At 60.3% G+C, this 20,987-nt stretch carries 27 protein-coding genes; 10 read left to right on the top strand and 17 right to left on the bottom strand.

Features of this window, described 5'->3' with window-relative positions; translation table 11 throughout:
* Positions 1-86: 86 nt before the first annotated feature.
* On the bottom strand, positions 87-1,289 hold the full coding sequence (locus KGA88_RS22510; RefSeq protein ID WP_110659287.1) for an NAD(P)/FAD-dependent oxidoreductase: 1,203 nt from the start codon (positions 1,287-1,289) through the stop codon (positions 87-89).
* A 309-nt stretch (positions 1,290-1,598) separates the two neighbouring features.
* Here KGA88_RS22510 and KGA88_RS22505 point away from each other — a divergent pair, with 309 nt between their 5' ends.
* Positions 1,599-2,159, top strand: coding sequence for an RrF2 family transcriptional regulator (locus KGA88_RS22505; RefSeq protein ID WP_110659286.1), 561 nt, complete (start codon positions 1,599-1,601; stop codon positions 2,157-2,159).
* Positions 2,160-2,251: 92 nt separating this feature from the next.
* On the opposite strand, the gene KGA88_RS22500 is transcribed toward KGA88_RS22505, so the two are convergent.
* Positions 2,252-2,587 carry a hypothetical protein gene (locus KGA88_RS22500; protein ID WP_110659285.1) on the bottom strand — a complete coding sequence of 112 codons (336 nt, stop codon included), beginning with the start codon at positions 2,585-2,587 and terminating at the stop codon, positions 2,252-2,254.
* Positions 2,588-2,876: 289 nt separating this feature from the next.
* Between KGA88_RS22500 and KGA88_RS22495 the strand changes: the two genes are divergently transcribed.
* Together KGA88_RS22495 and osmE are read left to right on the top strand one after the other, a co-directional pair.
* Entirely contained in the window at positions 2,877-3,116 is a 240-nt protein-coding gene (locus tag KGA88_RS22495; protein WP_110659284.1) for a hypothetical protein, read from the top strand.
* A 13-nt stretch (positions 3,117-3,129) separates the two neighbouring features.
* Entirely contained in the window at positions 3,130-3,480 is a 351-nt protein-coding gene (gene osmE, locus KGA88_RS22490; protein WP_223594348.1) for an osmotically-inducible lipoprotein OsmE, read from the top strand.
* A gap of 123 nt (positions 3,481-3,603) precedes the next feature.
* Here the strand turns inward: osmE and KGA88_RS22485 are convergent, their stop codons facing one another.
* Positions 3,604-3,804, bottom strand: coding sequence for a DUF2188 domain-containing protein (locus KGA88_RS22485; RefSeq protein ID WP_110659282.1), 201 nt, complete (start codon positions 3,802-3,804; stop codon positions 3,604-3,606).
* A gap of 217 nt (positions 3,805-4,021) precedes the next feature.
* On the opposite strand from KGA88_RS22485, the gene KGA88_RS22480 reads away from it, so the two are divergent.
* Positions 4,022-4,384, top strand: coding sequence for an NUDIX hydrolase (locus KGA88_RS22480; protein WP_110659281.1), 363 nt, complete (start codon positions 4,022-4,024; stop codon positions 4,382-4,384).
* A gap of 3 nt (positions 4,385-4,387) precedes the next feature.
* Here KGA88_RS22480 and KGA88_RS22475 read toward each other — a convergent pair whose 3' ends face one another.
* From KGA88_RS22475 to KGA88_RS22435, 9 genes are all read right to left on the bottom strand, one after another.
* Positions 4,388-5,086 carry an alpha/beta hydrolase gene (locus tag KGA88_RS22475; protein WP_223594346.1) on the bottom strand — a complete coding sequence of 233 codons (699 nt, stop codon included), beginning with the start codon at positions 5,084-5,086 and terminating at the stop codon, positions 4,388-4,390.
* A 45-nt stretch (positions 5,087-5,131) separates the two neighbouring features.
* The gene (locus tag KGA88_RS22470; protein WP_110659279.1) at positions 5,132-5,905 is read right to left on the bottom strand and encodes a 1,6-dihydroxycyclohexa-2,4-diene-1-carboxylate dehydrogenase; all 774 of its coding nucleotides are present in this window, start codon (positions 5,903-5,905) and stop codon (positions 5,132-5,134) included.
* A gap of 388 nt (positions 5,906-6,293) precedes the next feature.
* A complete protein-coding gene (gene benC, locus KGA88_RS22465; RefSeq protein WP_223594344.1) occupies positions 6,294-7,307 on the bottom strand; it encodes a benzoate 1,2-dioxygenase electron transfer component BenC in 1,014 nt (337 codons plus the stop codon).
* A 10-nt stretch (positions 7,308-7,317) separates the two neighbouring features.
* Positions 7,318-7,806: a benzoate 1,2-dioxygenase small subunit gene (benB, locus tag KGA88_RS22460; protein WP_110659277.1), complete on the bottom strand. Its 489-nt coding sequence runs from the start codon at positions 7,804-7,806 to the stop codon at positions 7,318-7,320.
* Positions 7,803-9,167 (bottom strand): benzoate 1,2-dioxygenase large subunit, encoded by a 1,365-nt coding sequence (gene benA / locus KGA88_RS22455; RefSeq protein ID WP_046043496.1) that lies wholly within the window; start codon positions 9,165-9,167, stop codon positions 7,803-7,805. The genes benB and benA overlap by 4 nt, the downstream gene beginning before the upstream one ends.
* A 290-nt stretch (positions 9,168-9,457) precedes the next feature.
* Entirely contained in the window at positions 9,458-10,417 is a 960-nt protein-coding gene (locus KGA88_RS22450) for an AraC family transcriptional regulator (RefSeq protein ID WP_317851684.1), read from the bottom strand.
* Between the two features lie 168 nt (positions 10,418-10,585).
* Positions 10,586-11,515: a catechol 1,2-dioxygenase gene (gene catA / locus KGA88_RS22445; protein ID WP_223594341.1), complete on the bottom strand. Its 930-nt coding sequence runs from the start codon at positions 11,513-11,515 to the stop codon at positions 10,586-10,588.
* A 55-nt stretch (positions 11,516-11,570) separates the two neighbouring features.
* Complete coding sequence (catC, locus tag KGA88_RS22440; RefSeq protein ID WP_008053771.1) at positions 11,571-11,861, bottom strand: muconolactone Delta-isomerase; 291 nt, start codon at positions 11,859-11,861, stop codon at positions 11,571-11,573.
* 10 nt (positions 11,862-11,871) lie between these two features.
* On the bottom strand, positions 11,872-13,020 hold the full coding sequence (locus KGA88_RS22435) for a muconate cycloisomerase family protein (RefSeq protein WP_223594339.1): 1,149 nt from the start codon (positions 13,018-13,020) through the stop codon (positions 11,872-11,874).
* Between the two features lie 127 nt (positions 13,021-13,147).
* Here KGA88_RS22435 and KGA88_RS22430 point away from each other — a divergent pair, with 127 nt between their 5' ends.
* On the top strand, positions 13,148-14,035 hold the full coding sequence (locus KGA88_RS22430; protein WP_223594338.1) for a LysR family transcriptional regulator: 888 nt from the start codon (positions 13,148-13,150) through the stop codon (positions 14,033-14,035).
* A 152-nt stretch (positions 14,036-14,187) separates the two neighbouring features.
* On the opposite strand, the gene KGA88_RS22425 is transcribed toward KGA88_RS22430, so the two are convergent.
* Both KGA88_RS22425 and KGA88_RS22420 read right to left on the bottom strand, forming a co-directional pair.
* Complete coding sequence (locus KGA88_RS22425; protein WP_110661748.1) at positions 14,188-14,427, bottom strand: DUF1652 domain-containing protein; 240 nt, start codon at positions 14,425-14,427, stop codon at positions 14,188-14,190.
* Between the two features lie 121 nt (positions 14,428-14,548).
* Entirely contained in the window at positions 14,549-15,448 is a 900-nt protein-coding gene (locus tag KGA88_RS22420) for a polysaccharide deacetylase family protein (RefSeq protein WP_110661747.1), read from the bottom strand.
* 204 nt (positions 15,449-15,652) lie between these two features.
* On the opposite strand from KGA88_RS22420, the gene KGA88_RS22415 reads away from it, so the two are divergent.
* The gene (locus KGA88_RS22415; protein WP_110661746.1) at positions 15,653-16,333 is read left to right on the top strand and encodes an SOS response-associated peptidase family protein; all 681 of its coding nucleotides are present in this window, start codon (positions 15,653-15,655) and stop codon (positions 16,331-16,333) included.
* A 235-nt stretch (positions 16,334-16,568) separates the two neighbouring features.
* The gene (locus tag KGA88_RS22410) at positions 16,569-16,844 is read left to right on the top strand and encodes a hypothetical protein (protein WP_110661745.1); all 276 of its coding nucleotides are present in this window, start codon (positions 16,569-16,571) and stop codon (positions 16,842-16,844) included.
* Between the two features lie 48 nt (positions 16,845-16,892).
* Here KGA88_RS22410 and KGA88_RS22405 read toward each other — a convergent pair whose 3' ends face one another.
* The 3 genes from KGA88_RS22405 to KGA88_RS22395 form a co-directional block, all read right to left on the bottom strand.
* A complete protein-coding gene (locus tag KGA88_RS22405; protein ID WP_007978995.1) occupies positions 16,893-17,039 on the bottom strand; it encodes a hypothetical protein in 147 nt (48 codons plus the stop codon).
* Positions 17,040-17,105: 66 nt separating this feature from the next.
* Entirely contained in the window at positions 17,106-17,417 is a 312-nt protein-coding gene (locus tag KGA88_RS22400) for an AzlD domain-containing protein (RefSeq protein ID WP_015095729.1), read from the bottom strand.
* A complete protein-coding gene (locus KGA88_RS22395; RefSeq protein WP_223594337.1) occupies positions 17,417-18,115 on the bottom strand; it encodes an AzlC family ABC transporter permease in 699 nt (232 codons plus the stop codon). The genes KGA88_RS22400 and KGA88_RS22395 overlap by 1 nt, the downstream gene beginning before the upstream one ends.
* Before the next feature lie 168 nt (positions 18,116-18,283).
* Between KGA88_RS22395 and KGA88_RS22390 the strand changes: the two genes are divergently transcribed.
* From KGA88_RS22390 to KGA88_RS22380, 3 genes are all read left to right on the top strand, one after another.
* Entirely contained in the window at positions 18,284-19,219 is a 936-nt protein-coding gene (locus KGA88_RS22390; protein WP_223594335.1) for a sensor domain-containing diguanylate cyclase, read from the top strand.
* A 285-nt stretch (positions 19,220-19,504) separates the two neighbouring features.
* Positions 19,505-20,380, top strand: coding sequence for a 4-hydroxy-tetrahydrodipicolinate synthase (gene dapA / locus KGA88_RS22385; protein ID WP_223594328.1), 876 nt, complete (start codon positions 19,505-19,507; stop codon positions 20,378-20,380).
* Between the two features lie 60 nt (positions 20,381-20,440).
* Complete coding sequence (locus tag KGA88_RS22380) at positions 20,441-20,806, top strand: DUF2784 domain-containing protein (RefSeq protein ID WP_223594326.1); 366 nt, start codon at positions 20,441-20,443, stop codon at positions 20,804-20,806.
* Positions 20,807-20,987 lie beyond the last annotated feature (181 nt).

The following is a 20,987-nucleotide window of genomic DNA, read 5'->3' as shown; positions in this document are numbered from 1 at the left end:
AATTTCACACAGGCAACAAGGCGTAAAAAATCCCGCTCAGGCGAACCCGAGCGGGATTTTTTGTTCAGACGCGATGTTCGATGCTATCAAGCCACCGGAATCATCGGATCCGCCGACGCCAGTGCAGCGACACGGTCTGCCGCTGGCGGGTAGATCCACTGGGTGTTGATCTGAGTCTTCAATGCCTTGGCCTCATGCTTGACCAGCTTGACCTGACGATCCCAACCCTCGGTGTACACCGCGCCCCAGGCGCCCAGATCAAGGCAGGTCACGTACTTCGGCTGGCTGTACGGCGTCGGGTCCACACCGAGAATCTGTGCGGCGACGTTGTTGCCGGCATGGCGACCCAGTGAAATGGCGTGCTGGCAGGTCATCAAGGCGTAGTTGCCGATCTCGTCACTGGCGGCATAGGCGACGTCGCCGGTGGCGAAGATATCGTCCTGGCCGATGACTTTCAGGTGTGCGTCGACATGCAGGCGGCCCAGGTGATCGCGCTCGGCCGGAATCTGCTCGGTCAGGGAGCTGGCGCGAACGCCGGTGGTCCAGACCACGGTTTTGGCATCGATACGTGCTCCGTCGGACAGGGTGACGCCGTCGGCATCGACCGACACCACCGAGGCTTTCAAGTGCCATTTCACCCCGGTGGCCACGCTGGCTTCGGCGATCGACTCGGCAATTTCCTCACCCATCGAGCCGCCCACTTTATCGCCACGGTCAACGATGATCACATTGATGTCGGCACGGTCGCCGAGGATGGCCCGCAGGCGGGTGGGCATTTCAGTCGCCGTTTCGATCCCGGTGAAACCGCCACCGGCCACCACCACCGTGTTGCGCGCCTTGCTGTCGGGCTGGCTGGCCAGCGCCTTGAGGTGGTTTTCCAGGCGCACGGCCTGTTCGATCTGATCGACGTCGAAGGCATGTTCGGCCACGCCCGGCGTGTTCGGCGAAGCCAGGCGGCTGCCGGTGGCCAGAACGAGTTTGTCGTAGCTGCAGACTTGTTGGGCACCGGCGGCATCGACGTAGCCGACCTGTTTTTGTCCGACGTTGATGGTCTGCGCCGCCCCCTTGATGAACTTGACCCCTACCGCCTCAAACAGATCGCCAATCGGCGCGGCCAGTTGATGGGCATTCGGTTCGTAGAAGCGCGGACGCACACGCAGTTCGGCCTGAGGCGCCAGCACGGTCACTTCGACGTCGTTGTGGCCGTGAATGTCGAACAGGCGCGTGGCACTCAAAGCGGTCCACATGCCACCGAAACCTGCGCCGATCACGAGAATGTGCTGTTTCATTTTTAACTCCAGGGGATAAACAAGTGTTGTGAGTCACGCTCATCGGGAGCAGGCATAGGGTCGGTGCCTTTCGAAAACCGCCGACCTGTGCCGCTCGAACAACTACGACTTTATTGATCCTAGTTAAATCCTGCAACAGGTTTTTTTTGATGACGGCCATCGAACGCGTCGATGCCTCGCCAGAAAAGCCTCAAGAACGCGCATGACAAGGGCTTTTCAAGCTGGAAAAGAAAATTTAGGGCGCGACGATTCGTTGCCCGACTTGCTTTCGGCTGCTAGAATTGGCGACTAATCAAGTCGGAGATCTGTATGTCTCTTTACAGCGCGGGTGTCGAGTACGGCATCCACTGCCTGCTTTTTCTCGTAGGCAATGGCGGCGACTCGCGCGAAGCGAGCGTGCGCGACCTGGCCGAACTGCAAGGCGTTCCCCTGGACTATCTGGCGAAGATCTTCACCAAACTGGCCAAAGGCAAACTGGTGGTCGCCACCGAAGGCATGCGCGGCGGCTTCAAGCTGGCCCGGCCCGCGGACGAAATCACCCTGCTCGACATCGTCAACGCCATCGACGGCCGCAAGTCGATCTTCGATTGCCGGGAAATCCGTGGCCGTTGCGCGGTGTTCGACGGTTCCCCACCGGATTGGGCACTGGACGGCCCGTGTGCGGTGCATGGCGCGATGATGGTTGCGCAAAAACGCATGGAAGAAGCCCTCGCCCAGCAAACCATCCTCGACATCGCCAGGAAGTTCGGGCGCAAGGCCCCAGCGGAGTTCGGCGTCAAGGTGGAAAGCTGGATGAACGAGCGTCGGGAGCGCAAAAGTGCCGCCCTGGCGAGCGAGCACATCATCCCGACGACCAACCTTTCAGACTGATTCACACAAAAAAAACCGGATGCACGCCAGGCATCCGGTTTTTTTTCGATTCAGGCGAAAACGGTCGGTGACCGGTTTTCTCTCTCCCGTGCTTACAAGCAGTCACGCACGATTTTGCGCAGGTCGCCGGACTTGGCCCAAGGCGGCCCCTGATACAGCGAAATCTGGCTGCCATCCTTGTATTTCACGATATCCAGCACTTCGTCGGCCGTGATCACGCTGGGCGCGGTGATCCGGTACCCGTTGGATATCGAAACCTGGGTCGTATTCGAGACTTCCGTTTGCCAGGCCGGCAGTACACACGCCGCATACTCTTTTGGCGTCTTCGCACTGTGCTTGCTGACATTCGGCTCGCCCGGTACCAGCGACGCCGGTAACGAACACCCGGCCAGCAACGCCAGCGCGACTCCCCCCATCAACATCCGCATGCTGCATCCTTAAATTCGAAAAAAGAAAATGTAGCTCGCCGCTGTCCGCACATCCATCCCAATGCTTGGGCGACAGTCATTGATGTCGCTTTCGCTGGTTAGTTCCTTGCAGGCGGTAATTTGATATCACTTTGCCTGTGGAAGACACCGGCACTTGAGTAGAACAGCGTATTTTCTCGTGCGCTTTTTACTTTCCCGACCAAAGGAAACCCCGCTGATTCAGACAAACACAACATCCGCTGCGGTAAACGGGTCTAAAATTCCGGAGTGCAGTATTCAGGAGGTCATCATGTGGCTTAACGAATCGGAACAGGAACTTCGACGTGATCTGCAAGGGCTTGCGTCAGATTTGCGCTGGTCGGCCGTGGAGCTTTTGCGCATCGAGCAGCAATTGCGCCTGCTCGGCAACGACATCGACGCGCAAGCCGTGCAAAAACTCTGTGCTTTGTTTCAGGGAGATGAAGCAAAACTGTCCGGCTATGCCGAGGAAGTGAAAGCCAAGGTCATTAGCCGCAACAAGGCTATATAGCGGGAGCGCTGCCATGAACAGGCCTCTATTCACGTTGGTCGTCGCACTGACCGCGTTGGCAGGCTGCAGCACCAACTCGATCTACCAGGACCAGCCGCTGGTGGCGAAAGTCGATACCGGCATGACGCAGGAGCAAGTCCGGCAAATCGGCGGCCCGCCCCTGGCGGTCAGCGATCGCACCGTCGAACCCGGTACGTGCTTTGACTACAAGCTGACTCATGCCGACCATCAGCAGCCGTACAACGTCAGTTTCGATGGCCGCGGCATGGTCGACCACACGAGCTTCATGACGTGCGCGGAGTGGAGTCACACGCAGCTAAAGGCCCGGGAACCCTCTCGCCCCAGCGGAGGCGGCGGTTACTAGCGCCCTTGAGGATTTTGTAGGAGCGAGCTTGCTCGCGATGGGCTCAAGCGCGCCGGGGGTTAACCAGGCAGCACGCGTTATCGTTAACGACCATCGCGAGCAAGCTCGCTCCTACAGGGGGCTTCATTTTGTTTGATGGCTGTCCGCAGGCCTGGCGGTTCGCGCCCTGTAGCCGGGCAGCGCAGCGGCAAATGCCAGCGCTTCTTCCCGACTGGCAAACGAACCAAGCCGGTCACCCTGGGTGCATACCCGCCAGGGGCCGTTGTTCACGCTGAGTACGTCATAACCATTCATGTGCATCTTGTTCAACATCGGAACGCTCATAGTCACCTCCTCTCGGGCAGTGATCTCAGGTTGACTTGCCTACCTTACACCCACCCTTCTCCAAAATACCGACCAGACGTCGCCATGGAAATTCCCCAAATTGATTGCAATTTTCCTGGCATTACCTGCTCAAATTAATCGTAAAGTGCTCAATCGGCCCAGGCCCGCATGCTGCGTTTCAATGCCTGTTACCTGTCAACCGGCCATTAGGTAATCCATGAAAGTACGCGCAACGATCATCTGCGAGCAGGACAGGCATGTACTGCTGGTACGCAAGGCAGGAGGACGCTGGACGTTGCCCGGCGGCAAGCTCGAACGGGGTGAAAGCGCAGCCGATGCCGCCGTTCGCGAACTGCTGGAAGAAACCGGCCTGCGGGTCGACGAGTTGATGTACGTGCTGGAGCTGGAAGCGGACGGCACCCGACACCACGTCTTCGAGGTGTCGGTGCTGAACCTGGAGCAATTGCGGCCGCTGAACGAAATCACCGATTTCATCTGGCACCCGCTGGATGCGCTACACAACCTGAACATCAGCGACGCCATGCTGAGTATTGTCAGGGCCTTTGCGCGTCGCTTGTAGGCCTTAGCCCTTGGTCAACGCCGTCGCTGCCCTGTCGATCAATGCCGCCACTTCGGCGGGCATCGACGCCAATGACGCATGGCTGGCGTTCAAGGTCAGAATCTCCCGGGCATTGAGCCGCTCGGCCATCCACTGCTGGTTATGCGGCGCGATCATGCGGTCTGCGGTCGAAACCTGATACCACGATGGTTTTTTCTTCCAGGCCACTGTGCCAATGGTGTCACCGAAAGTACTGGCCAGCGGCGCTTTCTGGGTGAGCCCCATGACCAACCCTTCGGTCGCCGGCAGATCCTGGCAGAAGCTTTCGTGATAGAGCTCAGGCTTGACCCACAGGTAACCGTCGCTGTCGGGAGCCAGGTTGGCCGCCGCCGCAGGCGGATGCCGTTGCGTGATGCCACCGGGGCTTTCACCAGCGTCCGGGGCGAAGGCGGCGATGTACACCAGGCCCACCACATTCGGCTGGTCGCCGGCTTCGGTAATCACCGCACCGCCATAGGAATGCCCCACCAGCAGTACCGGCCCCGGCACCTGGGCAACCATCTTGCGCGTACGCTCGGCATCCTCGGCCAGGGATGTCAGCGGCAACTCGACGGCACGAATGTGCGTGTCGCCCCGGCTGAGCAATTTGACGATGACCTTGTTCCAGTGGGCAGCGCCGCCCCAAAAACCATGGACCAGCACGATCGTGGGTTTGTCACTCATCACCATGACTCCGTTGCTTGCGGATGGGGTTGTCTGTCGCTCGCGTCAGCCCTGATCGCCACCGCCCACGGGCATGATCATGCCGGTGATATAGGACGCTTCGTCGCTGGCCAGAAACAGAATAGCCCCCGCCTGCTCATCCAGTGTGCCGTAGCGTTTCATCAAACTGCTGTCGAGGGTCTGGTCGACGATCTGCTGGTACCAGAGTTTTTCCTGCTCGCTCTGCTCGGCACCATTGCGGGGTATGCGTCGCGGCGGTGCTTCGGTGCCGCCAGGCGCGGTGGCATTGACCCGCACGCCACGACCGGCGGTTTCGAACGCCAGACAGGCGGTCAAGGCATTCACCCCGCCTTTTGCCGCGCCGTAGGGCACGCGGTTGAGGCTGCGGGTGGCGATGGACGAGACATTGACGATCGCTCCGCTGCCCTGCTCCAGCATGAACGGCAGCGCGGCATGGCAACACCACAAGGTCGGGAACAGCGAGCGGCGAACCTCGGCCTCGATCTGCGACGCTTCATAGTGCTCGAACGGCTTGGCCCAGATCGTGCCGCCGACGTTGTTGATCAACACGTCGAGGCGCCCGAAGCGCTCGACGGCGGTTTGCATCACCCGGCTGCACTCCTCGTACTGCTCAAGGTCGGCGGTCAGGGCCAGTACCTGACAGGTCGAGGCCAGTTGCTGCTGGACTTCGAACACCAGGTCGGAGCGATCCACCAGGATCAGCTTCGCCCCTTCGGCCGCCATGCGCTCGGCCACCCGCTGGCCAATGCCCTGGGCTGCGCCGGTGATCAGTGCGACTTTTTCGTGAAATCTGTTCATGTGTACCTCATCGGTCAATGACGATGTATCGGTCGAAACCACAATCCTGTAGGAGCGAGCCTGCTCGCGAAAGCGGACTGTCAGGCGACATCAATGCTGAATGTTCCGGCCTCTTCGCGGGCAAGCCCGCTCCCACATTGGATCTGCGCTCGACCTCAATAACTGTGGGAGCGGGCTTGCTCGCGAAAGCGGACTGTCAGGCGACATCAATGCTGAATGTTCCGGCCTCTTCGCGGGCAAGCCCGCTCCCACATTGGATCTGCGCTCGACCTCAATAACTGTGGGAGCGGGCTTGCTCGCGAAAGCGGACTGTCAGGCGACATCAATGCTGAATGTTCCGGCCTCTTCGCGGGCAAGCCCGCTCCTACATTGGGTATTTGTGCGCGACTCAAGCTGCGCTGGCGGCGAATTTCTCGTAGTAGAAGTTCGCCGGTGCGATGCCTTGATCGCGGATGAACTGGCTGACGGCCTCGACCATCGGCGGCGGGCCGCACAGGTAGACGTCGACGTCGCCATCGTTCAGATGCTTTGGCTCGATGTGCTGGGTCACGTAGCCCTTGAGCGGGTGCTGGCTCTCGGGGCTGGCGACGCAGGCGCTGAAGGTGAAGTTGGGGATGCGCGCGGCAAAGGCTTCGAGGCGGTCGATTTCCACCAGGTCGAAATCGTGGGTCACGCCATAGATCAGGTGCAGCGGGTGATCGCTGCCCTGCTCGGCGATCTTCTCCAGCATCGCGGTGAACGGCGCCAGCCCGGTGCCACCGGCCAGCAGCAACAGCGGCCGACGGATGTCGCGCAGGTAGAAACTGCCCAAGGGACCGGCCAGGTTCATGCTGTCGCCGGCCTTGGCCATACCGGTGAGGAAGCTGCTCATCAAGCCGCCGGGCACGTTGCGGATCAGGAAACTGACCTCGCCGTCGCGCTGCAACGAGCTGAACGAATAGGCGCGGGTCTGCTCGCTGCCGGGAATCCCCAGGTTCACATACTGCCCCGGCAGGAACGCCAGTTTGCTCAAGGCCTCGCCCTTGATCGACAGCGCGATGGTGCTGTCGGACAACTGGCGCACGGCGCTGATGGTGGCGTCGTAACTGGCCTGTCGGGTGCGGCAGACTTCCGAGGAGGTCGGTACGCGCACCACGCAATCGCTCTGGGCGCGCATCTGGCAGGTCAGGACAAAACCCTGCGCGGCCTCTTCGGGGCTGAGGGCGTCTTCGATGTACTCCTCGCCCAGATCGTAGCGGCCGGCTTCGGCAAAACACTTGCAGGTGCCGCAGGCGCCGTCGCGGCAGTCCAGCGGGATGTTGATGCCCTGGCGGTACGCGGCATCGGCCACGGTTTCGCCGGCATTGGCGTCGATGAACCGGGTGACGCCGTCTTCGAAATTGAACGCGATGGAATGGGTCATGACGGCCGCCTCACAAGTGGTAAACATCGATGACCTGGCGAACGTAGTCGTTCTTCAGGATCACTTTCTTGGCCAAGATCTGCGTGTTTTCACCGCGCACGTCGAGGGTGTAGAAGCTGCTGCCGAAATAGCTGTCGACGGTCTTGTAGCGAAAACTCAGGGTGTGCCAGTTGAAGCGCACCTTGCACAGTCCGTCGGCCTGCTCGAGCAGCTCGATGTTGCTGATGTTGTGGGAGGTGCGGGTGTCCGGCACGCTGGCGCTGGAGCGCTCGGTCTTGATGCGGAAGACGCGGTCTTCAAGGCCGGTGCGGTTGCCGTACCAGATCAGCGAGATTTCCCGCTGCGGGTCCTCGGTCAGTTCGTCGTTGTCGTCCCACGATGGCATCCAGTACGTCGCATCGGGGGCGTACATTTCCAGCCATTCGTCCCACTGCCGGTCGTCGAGATAGCGTGCTTCGCGATAGAGAAAGTCGCGCACCGCTTCATAGGAAATGGTCATTGCACGTCCTCCACGGCGATCAACTTCGACTGCTCGGCCGCCAGGGCCTTGAGCATGGTCTGCTGCCAGTACTTGTGTTGCAGTACGAACAGGCCTTCGTCTTCGGTGCGCACGCCACTGAGCAGCGGGTGCAGGTCGATCTCCTTGGCCGCCTCGTCAGCACCTTCGATCCAGTGCTCGGCGCCCCGGGACATGTCGTTCCAGGTGGTGACGCTGCCCTGGTAGCTGGTCTGGCAGGAGCGGAACTCCTCCAGGTCGTCCGGCGTGGCCATGCCGCTGACGTTGAAGAAATCCTCGTACTGGCGAATCCGGCTGGAACGGGCGTGGTCGCTCTCGCCTTTCGGGGCGATGCAGTAGATGGTGATTTCCGTGCGGTTGACCGAAATCGGCCGGGCGATGCGGATCTGCGAGCTGAACTGGTCCATCAGGTACACGTTGGGGTACAGGCACAGGTTGCGCGAGTTCTCGATCATCCAGTCGGCGCGGGCCTTACCGAAGTCTTGCGCCAGTTCATCGCGACGCTCGTACAGCGGACGGTCCTCGGGGTTGGCCCAACGGGTCCAGAGCAGCATGTGGCCCTTGTCGAAGGAATAGAAACCACCGCCCTGCTTGGCCCAGCTGCCGGCGCTCATGGTCGGGTTGCTGTCACCGGCTTCGCGCTGCTTGCGTTGGTTCTGGGTGGCCGCGTAGTTCCAGTGCACGGAGCTGACGTGGTAGCCGTCGGCGCCGTTTTCGGCGGTGAGTTTCCAGTTGCCTTCGTAGATGTAGCTCGACGAACCGCGCAGCACTTCCAGGCCGTCGGCGGACTGATCGACGATCATGTCGATGATCTTCGCCGACTCGCCCAGGTGCTCGACCAGCGGCAGCACATCGGCCTTGAGGCTGCCGAACAGGAAGCCACGATAGGACTCGAAACGCGCCACCTTGGTCAGGTCGTGGGAGCCTTCGCAGTTGAAACTCGACGGGTAACCGGCGTTGGCCGGGTCCTTGACCTTGAGCAGCTTGCCGGAGTTGTTGAAGGTCCAGCCGTGGAACGGGCAGGTGTAGGAGCTCTTGTTGCCGGACTTGTGCCGGCACAGGGTCGCGCCGCGATGGCTGCAGGCGTTGATGAAGGCGTTGAGCACACCGTCCTTGTTGCGCGCGATGAAGATCGACTGGCGCCCCATGGTGGTGGTGTAGAAATCGTTGATGTTGGGGATCTGGCTTTCGTGGGCCAGGTACAGCCAGTTGCCTTCGAAGATGTGTTCCATCTCCAGGTCGAACAACCGGGGGTCGGTGAACATCTCGCGCTTGCAGCGATAGAGGCCCTGCTCGGGATCGTCTTCAAGCAGGGAATGCACGTATTCGGGTCGCAGGGTCATGGCCGCCGCCTCCATTGTTATTGTTCAGGCAGGGGTCATGCTAGGACGGGGCGATGGGACGGAGTATCCGCTGGGTGCAGACCTTTATCCGTTTTGTGCAGTGGGAGGCTGTAATGCTGAACTTGTGGCGAGGGGGTTTACCCCCGTTGGGTGGCGAAGCCGCCCCAAAACCATTCAACTGCGGTGTGGCAGAAGAACCGAGGCGGATGGATTTGCGACTGCTGCGCAGCCGAACGGGGGCAAGCCCCCTCGCCACAGCAAGCCCGCTGTCCACAGGTTGTGCGGTGAACTCAATGCCGCCGCTTGAGGGTATCGGACGGTAACTCGCCGAACTGCTTGCGGTAGCTGTCGGAAAACCGGCCCAGGTGCAGGAAGCCGTAGTCCATGGCCACTTCGGTGACGTTGCGCACGTTGCAGGTCGGGTCGCTCAGGCAGGCGTTGATGCGTTCCAGGCGTTTCTGGCGCTGGTAGTTTTTCGGCGTAAGGCCGGCATTGCGCTCGAACAGTCCGTACAACGAGCGCAGGCTCATGTGCGCCTGGCGCGCCAATGCTTCGCTGTCGATGTCCTGCTTGAGGTTATTGGCGATGTAATCGGCAATCGCTTCGAAGGTGGCGGCTTGCGAACCGAGCTCAACACGGCTGACATTGGTCTTCATCAGGCTGAGCATCTTGCTGACGATGATCTGCGTGTAGTGCTCCTGCACCCTGGGGATCTGCTCGGTGGATTCGGCCTCCTGGCAGATCATCGCCAACAGGTTGACGAAACCTTCCAGTTCATTGAGCTGATAACGGTTTTCCAGAAACCGCACGCCCTGCCCGGGATAGCGCCAGCGCTGCTCATCGCAGACTGATTCAAACAAGCGGGTCGGGACTTTGAGGATGAATTTTTCGCAATCATCCGAGTACGTCAGGTCCACCGGATCGTCGGGGTTGATCAACAGCAACTCGCCAGGGGCGAAGTAATGTTCCTGGCCGTGGCCGCGCCACAGGCAATTGCCGCGCAGCAGCACTTGCAGGTGATAAATGCTGTCCAGCGCACCGGACGTCACGCGCACACTGGCACCGTAGCTGATGCGGCACAGGTCGAGGCTGGCGAACTTGCGATGGTCGAGACTGGCCAGTGGCTGGCCGGTGCGGGGCATGAGGATGCAATGGTTGCCGACGTGCTGATTGACGTAGCCCGACACCGCGTAAGGGTCGGCATGGTCAAACACCCGGCTGCGCTGACTCAATAGTTGCGCTGGCATCATCAGGTCACTCTCGTTGTTGTTATAGGTTGCGTCGTTTCATTCTAGATCCGAAACCCTTGTAGGAGCGAGCCTGCTCGCGATGGACTCAAGGACGCCGCGGGGCATCAGGTACCCAGCGTCATCGTTGACGTCCATCGCGAGCAGGCTCGCTCCTACAGGGGGCGGTGATCAGTCCTCGAGTGCGCGGACCCGCTCGTGGCGCTGCTGTTCTTCAGGCTGGGCAGACGACTGCAGGGTGAAATCGAACTCGATTTCGGCAAAACGACCGCTGACACCATGAGCCGCCGCACGGGCCTGATCGTCACTGAAGGTGATCTTGGCAATCAGTTCGTCACGGGTGGCGTAGGCGAAATCGTCATGCAGGTACTTTTCGCCATCCAGGTTGATCTGGGTGGTCAGGTGGCGATGATCCGGCGCGGAAATGAAGAAGTGCACGTGCGCCGGGCGCTGGCCATGACGGCCCAGTTGATCGAGCAGTTGCTGGGTCGGACCGTCCGGCGGGCAGCCATAGCCCGACGGCACGATGCTGCGAAAACGATAACGGCCTTCGGCGTCGGTAACGATGCGGCGACGCAGGTTGAACTCCGATTGCGTGGTATCGAAGTACGAGTAGGTGCCACCGGTGTTGGCGTGCCAGACGTCCACCACGGCGCCGGCCAGGGGTTCACCAGCGGTGTTGAACACGCGGCCTTGCATGAACAGGGTCACGCCCGGATCGACGCCATCGTCGAGGCGCGCTTCGCCCTCGGACAGCGGCGCACCGGCCACGTACAGCGGGCCTTCGATGGTGCGCGGGGTGCCGCCGGATTTGCCGGCCTGTTCGTCTTCGGCGTCCATCAGCAGGTCGAGGTAATGCTCAAGGCCGACACCAGCCACCAGCAACCCGGCCTCCTGGCGCGCACCCAGCACGTTGAGATAGTTGACGGCTTTCCAGAATTCTTCCGGGGTCACGGCGAGGTCTTCGATGATGTTCACCGAGTCACGCAGGATGCGGTAGACCAGCGCCTTGGTCCGTGGATTGCCGGCGTCGTTGAGCAGGCCGCTGGCTTCTTCGAGAAATTTCTGGACTTCGGCAGTGTGGGAAATCTTGACGTTCATTTTGAAGGGTTCCTCATCTTGTAATTATTAGCGTAGCGAGCTGAACAGGCTGGGCTCAGCGGTCATCGTCACGGATGGAAGAAGGATGCCGGCACATCGCGTCGATTTCGATGGCCATGTACGGGAACAGGGGCAATTGCATCAGCAGGTCATGCAGTTCCTGAACGCTGTCGACATCGAACACGCTGTAGTTGGCATAGTGCCCGGCGATGCGCCACAGGTGGCGCCACTTACCCTGCTCTTGCAGGCGCTGGGCCAGGGCTTTTTCGTCCGCCTTCAATTTCGCGGCCGCTTCCGGATTCATGTCGACCGGCAGGTTCACGGTCATTTTTACGTGGAACAGCATAATGCTCTCCTCAGGCTTGATGAATGGCGGTGGATGTCTTGTCGCGACGGAAGAACGCCAGGCGCTCTTCATCCAGGCTCAGGCCCAGGCCCGGTGCCTTCGGTACGTGCAGTTCAAAATCGCGGTACACCAGCGGTTCGCTGAGAATGTCTTCGGTCAGCAGCAGCGGGCCAAACAGCTCAGTGTCCCAGGCCAGTTTGTTCAAGGTGACGAAGGCATGGGCCGAAGCCATGGTGCCGATGCCACCTTCCAGCATGGTGCCGCCGTACAGGGCGATACCGGCTGCTTCGGCGATGGAAGCGGTACGCAATACAGCACGCGGGCCGCCGTTCTTGGCAATCTTCAGGGCGAACACCGAGGCCGCGCCTTCGCGGGCCAGGTTGAACGCATCCTCCACGCATTCGATGGATTCGTCGGCCATGATCGGCGCCGGGCTCATGGCATTCAGGCGGGCCATGCCGGCGCGGTTGTTGCGCGAGATCGGTTGTTCGATCAGGTCGATGCCATTGCTGCCGAGGATCCGGCAGGCTCGAATCGCCACCGCTTCGTCCCAGGCCTGGTTGACGTCGACCCGCACGCTGGCGCGGTCACCGAGGGCTTTCTTGATCGCAATGACATGGGCCAGGTCACGATTGACCTCACCGGCACCGATCTTCAGCTTGAAGATGCGATGGCGGCGCAGGTCGAGCATTTTTTCCGCTTCGGCGATGTCTTTCTCGGTGTCGCCGCTGGCCAGGGTCCAGGCCACCGGCAGCGCGTCGCGAACACGACCGCCAAGCAATTCACTGACCGGCAGGCCGAGGCGTTTGCCCTGGGCGTCGAGCAATGCGGTTTCGATACCGGATTTGGCGAAGGTGTTGCCACGGATGCTGCGCTCCAGGCGCAACATGGCGGCGTTGACGTTGCCGCTGTCCTGGCCGATCAGCAGCGGCGCGAAGTGCGTGTCGATGTTGGTCTTGATGCTGTCCGGGCTTTCATTGCCGTAGGCCAGGCCACCGATGGTGGTGGATTCGCCGATGCCTTCGATGCCGTCGGCGCAACGCACGCGAATGATCACCAGGGTCTGGTTCTGCATGGTGTGCATCGCCAGCTTGTGCGGGCGGATAGTCGGCAGATCGACGATGATCGTCTCGATCGACTCAATGGCGGTTGCAAGCATTTCGATACCCATCAGGTTCTTGAAGTTCTGGAATCGATTCTCGTACGGCTTTTTTTGTGATGCCAATATAGAATTGGTCTGACTTGATACCTTTAAGGTATGCAACCGATCCGCGTCTGGAGGCTCCATGGAACTGCGTCACCTGCGTTATTTCCAGGTATTGGCTCAAACCCTCAACTTCACCCGCGCCGCCGAGCTGCTGCACATCGCCCAACCGCCCCTGAGCCGGCAGATCCAGCAACTGGAGGACGAGCTGGGGGTGATGTTGCTGGAGCGCGGCCGACCGCTGAAATTGACCGATGCCGGACGTTTTTTCCATGAGCACTCCACCGCCCTTCTCGAACAACTGAACAAGGTCTGCGACAACACGAAGCGTATCGGGCTGGGTGAGAAAACCTGGCTGGGTATTGGTTTTGCGCCGTCGACACTGTATGGCGTGCTGCCGGAGCTGATCCGCCGGCTGCGCAGTGGCGAGCCGCTGGAGCTGGAATTGGGGCTGTCGGAAATGACCACCCTGCAACAGGTGCAGGCGTTGAAGGCCGGGCGCATCGACATCGGTTTCGGGCGGATCCGTATCGACGACCCGGCCATCATCCAGACCGTGCTCACCGAAGACCGCCTGGTCGCCGCCCTGCCCGCCGGCCACCCGTTGCTCGCCGGCCCCATCAGCCTGCGGGAACTGGCCAGGGAACCCTTTGTGCTGTACCCCGGCAATCCACGGCCGAGTTACGCCGACCATGTGATCGCGTTGTTCGAGTCCTATGGCGTGAGTATCCACGTCGCGCAATGGACCAACGAGCTGCAAACGGCGATCGGCCTGGTGGGGGCAGGCATCGGGGTCACGCTGGTACCGGCCTCGGTGCAGTTGCTGCACCGCGACGACATCGGCTTCACCCCGCTGCTGGAAGACAACGCCACTTCGCCGATCATTCTCAGCCGACGGGTGGGCGATGTGTCGCCGGGGTTGAACCATTGTTTACGGATGATTGATGAGCTGCTGCCGCCAGCAGCTTAAGGCAATAGAACAGGCAATGATCACCTGTGGCGAGGGGGCTTGCCCCCGTTGGGTTGCGCAGCAGCCCTAAAACCGCGCGGTGCATGAGTTTGCGACGGCTGCGCCGCCGAACGGGGGCAAGCCCCCTCGCCACAGGTCAGTGTTCACAGGATTCAGCCCGCAAAAGCCCGGCGCCCTGCCTTCATCTCGGTACGCAACTCGCCGACAAAATCCGAGATGGCGCGCACGCTGGTCAGCTCCGCCGTCGAAACGCCGCAGATCAACAGCTCCACCCGCTTGCTGACGGGTTCGTAGACCTCGATGCGCAGCAGTCCTTTGTTCTCCGTGCATTCGCACGACAGCGGCGCAAAACCGGACTCAACAATGTTGCAAAGAACTGAAATTGGAAGCATGGCCGGTCCCTCGGGCGACAGTCATTTCGGTTGGATCCGTTTCAGCATAGTTACACTTTCCGGCTCTGCAACAGAATCATTCGCAATTAGTGTTATCCAGCTCTCACTTTCTGCAGGTTTTTTAACGGGCGTTCGCACCCCAGATCCAGTTCCAGAACCCCGGCAACTCGACCGGCTGCGAACCGTCGCGCACGGTTCGCGCCATGGCCGCCCGCAGCAACGCCGCCTGATCATCGTAAAACGGCTTGTCCGCGGTTTTCACCCCGGTCTCCCGGGCGCTGTCGAGCAGTATCTGCAAGTATTCGCGGGTATGCCGGGCGGTGTAACGGTTGAGGTCGTGGAAGGTCACCACCACCGGAATCACCCCATCGACCACCGGCAATTCGCCGCGGGCGATGCGCTCGCGCACTTCGGACATCGAGCGCAGCATGTGCGAGCGGCGTCGCGGGCTGGCGTTGAAGCCCCAGATCTTGCCGTCATTGGCGCTCAGGTCCGTCAGCAGTACATGCAGGCCATGCTGCTGATAAGCGGCGAAGGTGCGTTTGTCGTAGTTCCAGAATGGCGGGCGCAGCAGGACTGGCGGGGCGCCGGTAATCGCCGCGATGTCGGCACTGCCATCAGTCAGGGCCTGCTCCAGCTCTGGCGGATCGAGGGAACGATGATTGGTGTGCCAGGGCGTCGCCGTGTGGAAACCCAGGATATGACCTTCGGCGTGTTCGCGCCGCATGATGTCCCGACCCAACTCGCTACCGCCGGCTCGCGGTGCCCGGGTTTGCACGAAGAACACGGCCTTGATCCCCGGTTGCAGCGGGTTTTGCGCCAGGCTCTCAAGCACCGTGACGGTCGGATTCCACCAACTCGATGCACTGGGACCGTCATCGAAGGTCAGCAAAAAGCGGATGGGGGGCTGTGCACTCAGACGCTGTTCGGTCTGCGCGGTCATTTCGATGGGCGCCGCGATGCACCCCAACAGACCGGCAGCCATCGCGCATACCGTTAAAACCTTGAACAAGTGCTTCATGTTTTGCCTTGGGTCAGACCATCAGGGTCACGCTTGAATTGGCCAGTATCCTTCGCCGGATCATCCGTCCTTCCCCCATTTGGGCGGCGGGTCGAGGTTGGATAGGGTACACAGGGTTTGGTTCCGGTGCTTGCCAGGCCTGTTTCGTCTCGAGCTACTAAACTGAAGTCTCCGGTCAGAGCGTCTCAACCAGAGTGTCAGGCCATGTGCGGACGACTGTCGCAATACCGTGGAATCCACGACTTCGTGGCGGTGCTGAGCATCCCCGACGCGCTGATCAACCACGTCGGCAACGAACCCCTGGCGCACTATAACGCCGCGCCCACCACGCCACTCGCCCTGCTGCATCTGGAGAATGAGCGTCTGCATGCCGACGCCGTGCGCTGGGGTTGGCGCCCGCACTGGGCGACGGATCGCGTGGCGCCGATCAATGCGCGGGTCGAGAAAGTCGCCCACGGCCCGTACTTCCGGGCCATCTGGCCGCATCGCGCGATCTGCCCGATTGATAACTGGTTCGAATGGGTCGACGCCGGTGACGGCAACAAACAACCATGGTTGATTCGCCGACGTGACCGCAAGCCGGTCTTTTGCGCGGCGATCGGCCAATACCCCATTGGCGGAGCCCCGCACAGGGAGCATGACGGTTTCGTCATCCTCACGGCCGACAGCGCAGGCGGCCTGCTCGATGTGCATGACCGACGCCCGGTGGTGTTTTGCCCCGAGCTGGCGCGGGAATGGCTGGACCCGGCCACGCCCAAGGAACGCGCCGAAGAAATGGCGTTATCTCAAGGCGAAATCAGTGATGTATTTGAGTGGTACAAGGTGGACAAGGCCGTCGGCAATGTCAGGAACCAGAGCGCTGCGCTGATTAAGCAAGTTCCATGAACTTATCGATAACGGCAGTAAAGCGGTCATTAATATCAGCATTAACCGACTGTTTCATTCTCTTAACAACAGCAACTGGAACGTTTGTACCGCCTGTCAGACTCCATAGTCGAAATAGATACAATCGCGGTGACTACAGCTAGCATTCGCGCCGAATTTCCCGCAACACCATTAGTTGACCAAAGAGTCAGCGATTAAGGAAATCCTAAAACAACAAGCCTTGCAGAGAACCAAATTGCGCGACGACTATGAAAACGATCAAGTCGTGGGCCTGGCGTGCGTTCATCTTACAAAGACGGAGCACTACCAACTCGACTGCTTTATCAAGCAATACATTCAAACCCGCAACCTTCGATCTGTTCCCGATATCCATGAAATCCTGAGTTCAACCCTTGAACATTACCCGGGTAAACCGCCGGTGATGGTCAACGAACTGAACGCCTGGATCGACAAGACATTGGGATACCGCGCAGCCCACCCCGAATTTCCAGAAGTCATGGAACAAGGGTGATCACGACAAAGCCCCGCTCAAAAGGCGGGGCTTTGTCGTATGCGTCGGTCAGAACTTGCGGTCAGGTTCTGACAGTTCCGTACCGTCGTCAGGATGCTTCCAGTCCGGTACCGAACGCTTCTGCTGCTCAATCTCTTCTTCCGTAGGTTCGTCCACGTCCTCTTCCGGGTCCGGACGCTTGGGTTCATTGGCCATGTTCACCTCTCTTCCTGAAGGGATCGGTCATCAATCTTAAGCGTAGAACAGATCCCCCTGCCCCGCTCACAGCCACCAGCGCAGCAAAAAGAAGAAGCCCATGCTCAACAGCATGCTGAGCAAGGTATTGCGCGTGTACAGCACCAGCCCGACCGCCACCAGCGAGCTGATCAGATAGGGATTGTCCCAGTGCAGGTTCAGCTGTTTCTCCGGCATGAATACAATCGGCCCACAGATCGCGGTCAACATGCCCGGCACGGCAAACCCGAGGAACTGCCGGGCATTGCTGCTCAGGCGTACCGGCAGTCGCGGCTCCAGAAAAACATAGCGGTTGAGGAACACCAACACGCCCATTCCGACAATCACTGCCCAGACCATCATGTGCGACCACCGTAGAATTTATTGCAGACAAACCCGGCGGTCATGCCCGCCAGCCCCGACAGCACCAGGGCCGAACCCCATTGCCAGTAGCTGAACAGCACCGAGCAGAACAGCGACACTACCACGCACACCACGGTCGGCACGTTGCGCACTACCGGGGTGATCAGGGCAATGAAGGTGGCCGCGATGGAGAAATCCAGGCCCAGGTGTTCAAGGCCGGGAATGCTGCTGCCGAGCACAATGCCTGCCAGGGTGAAGAGGTTCCAGGCGATGTAGAACGTCAGGCCCACGCCCAGGGCGTACCAACGGTTGAATTGCTGTTTGTCGTGCTGGCTGGTCAAGGCGAACAGCTCATCGGTGAGCAAGAACCCCAGCCCTGCACGCCAGCGCCCCGGCAACGGCGAGATCACCGAACGCAGGCTCATCCCGTAGAGCAAATGCTGGGAGGTCAGCAGCAAGGTGGTGAGCAGGATCGAAAAGATCCCGGCACCGCCCTTGAGCATGCCGATGGCCACCAGTTGCGCGGCACCGGCAAACACAATGCTCGACAAGCCCTGGCCTTGCAGGGGCGTGAGGTTGGCTTCGATGGCCATGGAACCGGCCAGCAAGCCCCAGGGCGCGGTGGCCAGGGACAGCGGCATGATCGCGGCGGCCCCGCGCAGAAAGGCACTGCGCGGCATGAGTGAGTTGGACATGACGTTCTACAGACAGGGAAAGACCTGAGACTGTGCCAGCAGTCGCCGGCGAAGGCTTGAACAATCTTGCTCACTGCTACGACCGCGTGCCATTCATCGGCTGCCCGCTTGATTCGCCAAGGTGGTAGCAACATGATGGCCCAGCATTTTCATCGAGGCAGGCCCTTCATGAGTTCAGTCGAAACCGACAGCGACGTATACAAAACCCTGCTTGAGTCGACCAAAGCCATTCCCTGGCGCATCGACTGGAAAACCATGACGTTCAGTTACATCGGGCCACAGATCGAAGAACTGCTGGGCTGGAAGCAGCACAGCTGGGCTTCGGTCAATGACTGGGTCGAGCGCATGCACCCGGATGACCGCACCTACGTGATGGACTTCTGCGTCTCGCAATCGCGGGCCGGCATCGATCACGAGGCCGACTATCGCGCACTGACCGAAAGCGGCGAGTACGTGTGGATCCGCGATGTGGTGCACGTGGTGCGCAGGGACGGTGAAGTCGAGGCGCTGGTGGGTTTCATGTTCGATATCAGCGAGCGCAAGAAAACCGAAGAACACCTGATCCGCCTGCAAAAGCAGCTAGAAGAGTATTCCTTCCAGGACGGCCTGACCGGCATCGCCAACCGGCGCATGTTCGACACCGTATTGGAACGCGAGTGGAACTCAGCCCAACGCACCGGCTTGCCGTTGTCGGTGATCGTGCTGGATATCGATTACTTCAAGCAGTACAACGACCATTACGGCCACATCAAGGGCGACGAATGCCTGCGCCGCGTCGCGCAAACCCTGTCGATGGCGGCCAATCGACCGCGGGATTTCATCGCCCGGATCGGCGGTGAAGAGTTTGTCTGGCTGCTGCCGGAGACCGATGCCGAATCCGCCAGGCTGGTGGCGCACAAGTGCCTGCACCTGATTCGCCAGCAGCAGATCGCCCATGAATTCTCGAACGTTTCGCGGCTGCTGAGTGTCAGCCTCGGCGTCGGCACCACCCTGGCATCGATGCATGCGACGGCCCTGGAATTCGTCGAACAGGTCGATCATCTGCTCTACAAGGCCAAGCACAATGGCCGGATGCGCGCCGAGTTCGCTGACTTTCGTGATTGACAAACGGCGCGCCGCCTTTTAAAACTGGGCGCCTCACTCAGGGTGTAAGCAAGTATGTCCGCAACCTTCAACCTCAACACTTCCGTCATTGGCTTGATTGCCAAGGCGCAAGGTTGCGTTGCGCACACCCTCAAATCGAAGAAACAGTCGCTCATGTGACCGGGGCGCGCTGTCCCGTCAGATGAGCTGACAGGACATTGAGCGCGACGGACCACCCTCCCCTTGCTTACTCTCCTTCCATGCCCCTGACGGTGACGAAATCGGTCAACCATCAGGAGAAAGTGCATGTCTGCGTTTCAAGGTATCTGGGTTCCACTGGTCACCCCCTTCCACAACGGCGCCATCGATTTCGTCGGCTTGCGCCGGCTGGTCAGCCACTTGCTGGAGAGCGGCGTCGACGGCCTCATCGTTTGCGGCACCACCGGCGAACCGGCGGCGATGGGCAAACATGAGCAACTGGCGGTGCTCGATGCGGTGCTGGAGCTGGTGCCCGCACAACGGGTGGTCATGGGCCTGGCCGGTAACAACCTGAGCGAGTTGTTGCAATTCCAGAGTGAGATCCTCAAGCGCCCGGTGGCTGGCCTGCTGGTGCCGGCGCCGTATTACATCCGCCCGTCCCAGGCTGGCCTTGAAGCGTTTTTCCGCACGGTCGCCGATGCCTCCAGCGTGCCGCTGATTCTCTACGACATCCCTTACCGTACCGGCGTGGCCTTCGAGCAGGCGACCCTGCTCAACATCGTCGCCCACGAGCGCATCGTCGCGATCAAGGATTGCGGCGGTAATTTCTCCAACACCCTCGCCTTGCTCAACAGCGGCCAGGTCGATGTCCTGTGCGGTGAAGACAACCAGATTTTCAACGCCCTATGCCTGGGCGCCAAAGGCGCGATTGCCGCGTCGGCGCATGTCCATCCCGAACTGTTCGTGCAGTTGCACCGGCAAATCCGCGACAACCAATTGGCTGAAGGCCGCGCCACGTTTTTCCGTTTGCTGCCGCTGATCAACAGCCTGTTCCTGGAGCCCAACCCGGCCCCGGTGAAAACCGCGCTGGCCCTGCAAGGCTTGATCGGCGATGAACTGCGTGCGCCGATGCAACGCAGCAGTGAATCGATGACCGAGCGTTTGCAAGGCGTGCTCAGCGCCTTGCAGCGCGACAATCGATAGAGCCCCCGCCACCGGCCCGAGTACCATGGAGCGATTCGTCCAGCCTTCAGGGGCACCGACATGCTGTACCGAATCGCCGCCGACGGGCTGCTGCTGGTTCACTTGCTGTTCATTGTGTTTGTGTTGTTCGGCGGCTTGCTGGTGCTCAAATGGCGCCACCTGATCTGGTGGCATCCGCCGGCCGCGTTATGGGGTATGGCGGTGGAATTCTTCCACCTGCCCTGCCCGCTGACCGACTGGGAAAACCGCCTGCGCCAAGGGGCTGGGCAAAGCGGCTATGACGGTGGATTCATCGAGCATTACATTTGGCCGGTGATTTATCCGGCGGGCCTGACACCCGGTGTTCAGCTGGGGTTGGGGGGTGTGGTGTTGGTGATCAATGTGTTGGTCTATCTTCGAGTGATCCGGAAGTGGAAGCGCCCCTGAAAGATCGCGGTCTGCAGCAACTCCTTTTCCAGAGCAAAGAGTTGAATCGGACGAGTAATTTGTAGGAATTGACTCACTCGATAAATGGAAAAGGAGCTGAAAACGCAGGAACAGTCCGACTTAACAACCCATCTACAACCGTCAATAGTACCCCCTATTAAAAAACTTAAACCGCAATGGG

Origin of the sequence: Pseudomonas sp. A-R-19 (assembly GCF_019956575.1) — a bacterium.
GTDB lineage: Bacteria > Pseudomonadota > Gammaproteobacteria > Pseudomonadales > Pseudomonadaceae > Aquipseudomonas.
The sequence above is the reverse complement of the archived record's forward strand: the minus strand, read 5'-3'. Positions and strand labels throughout refer to the sequence as shown.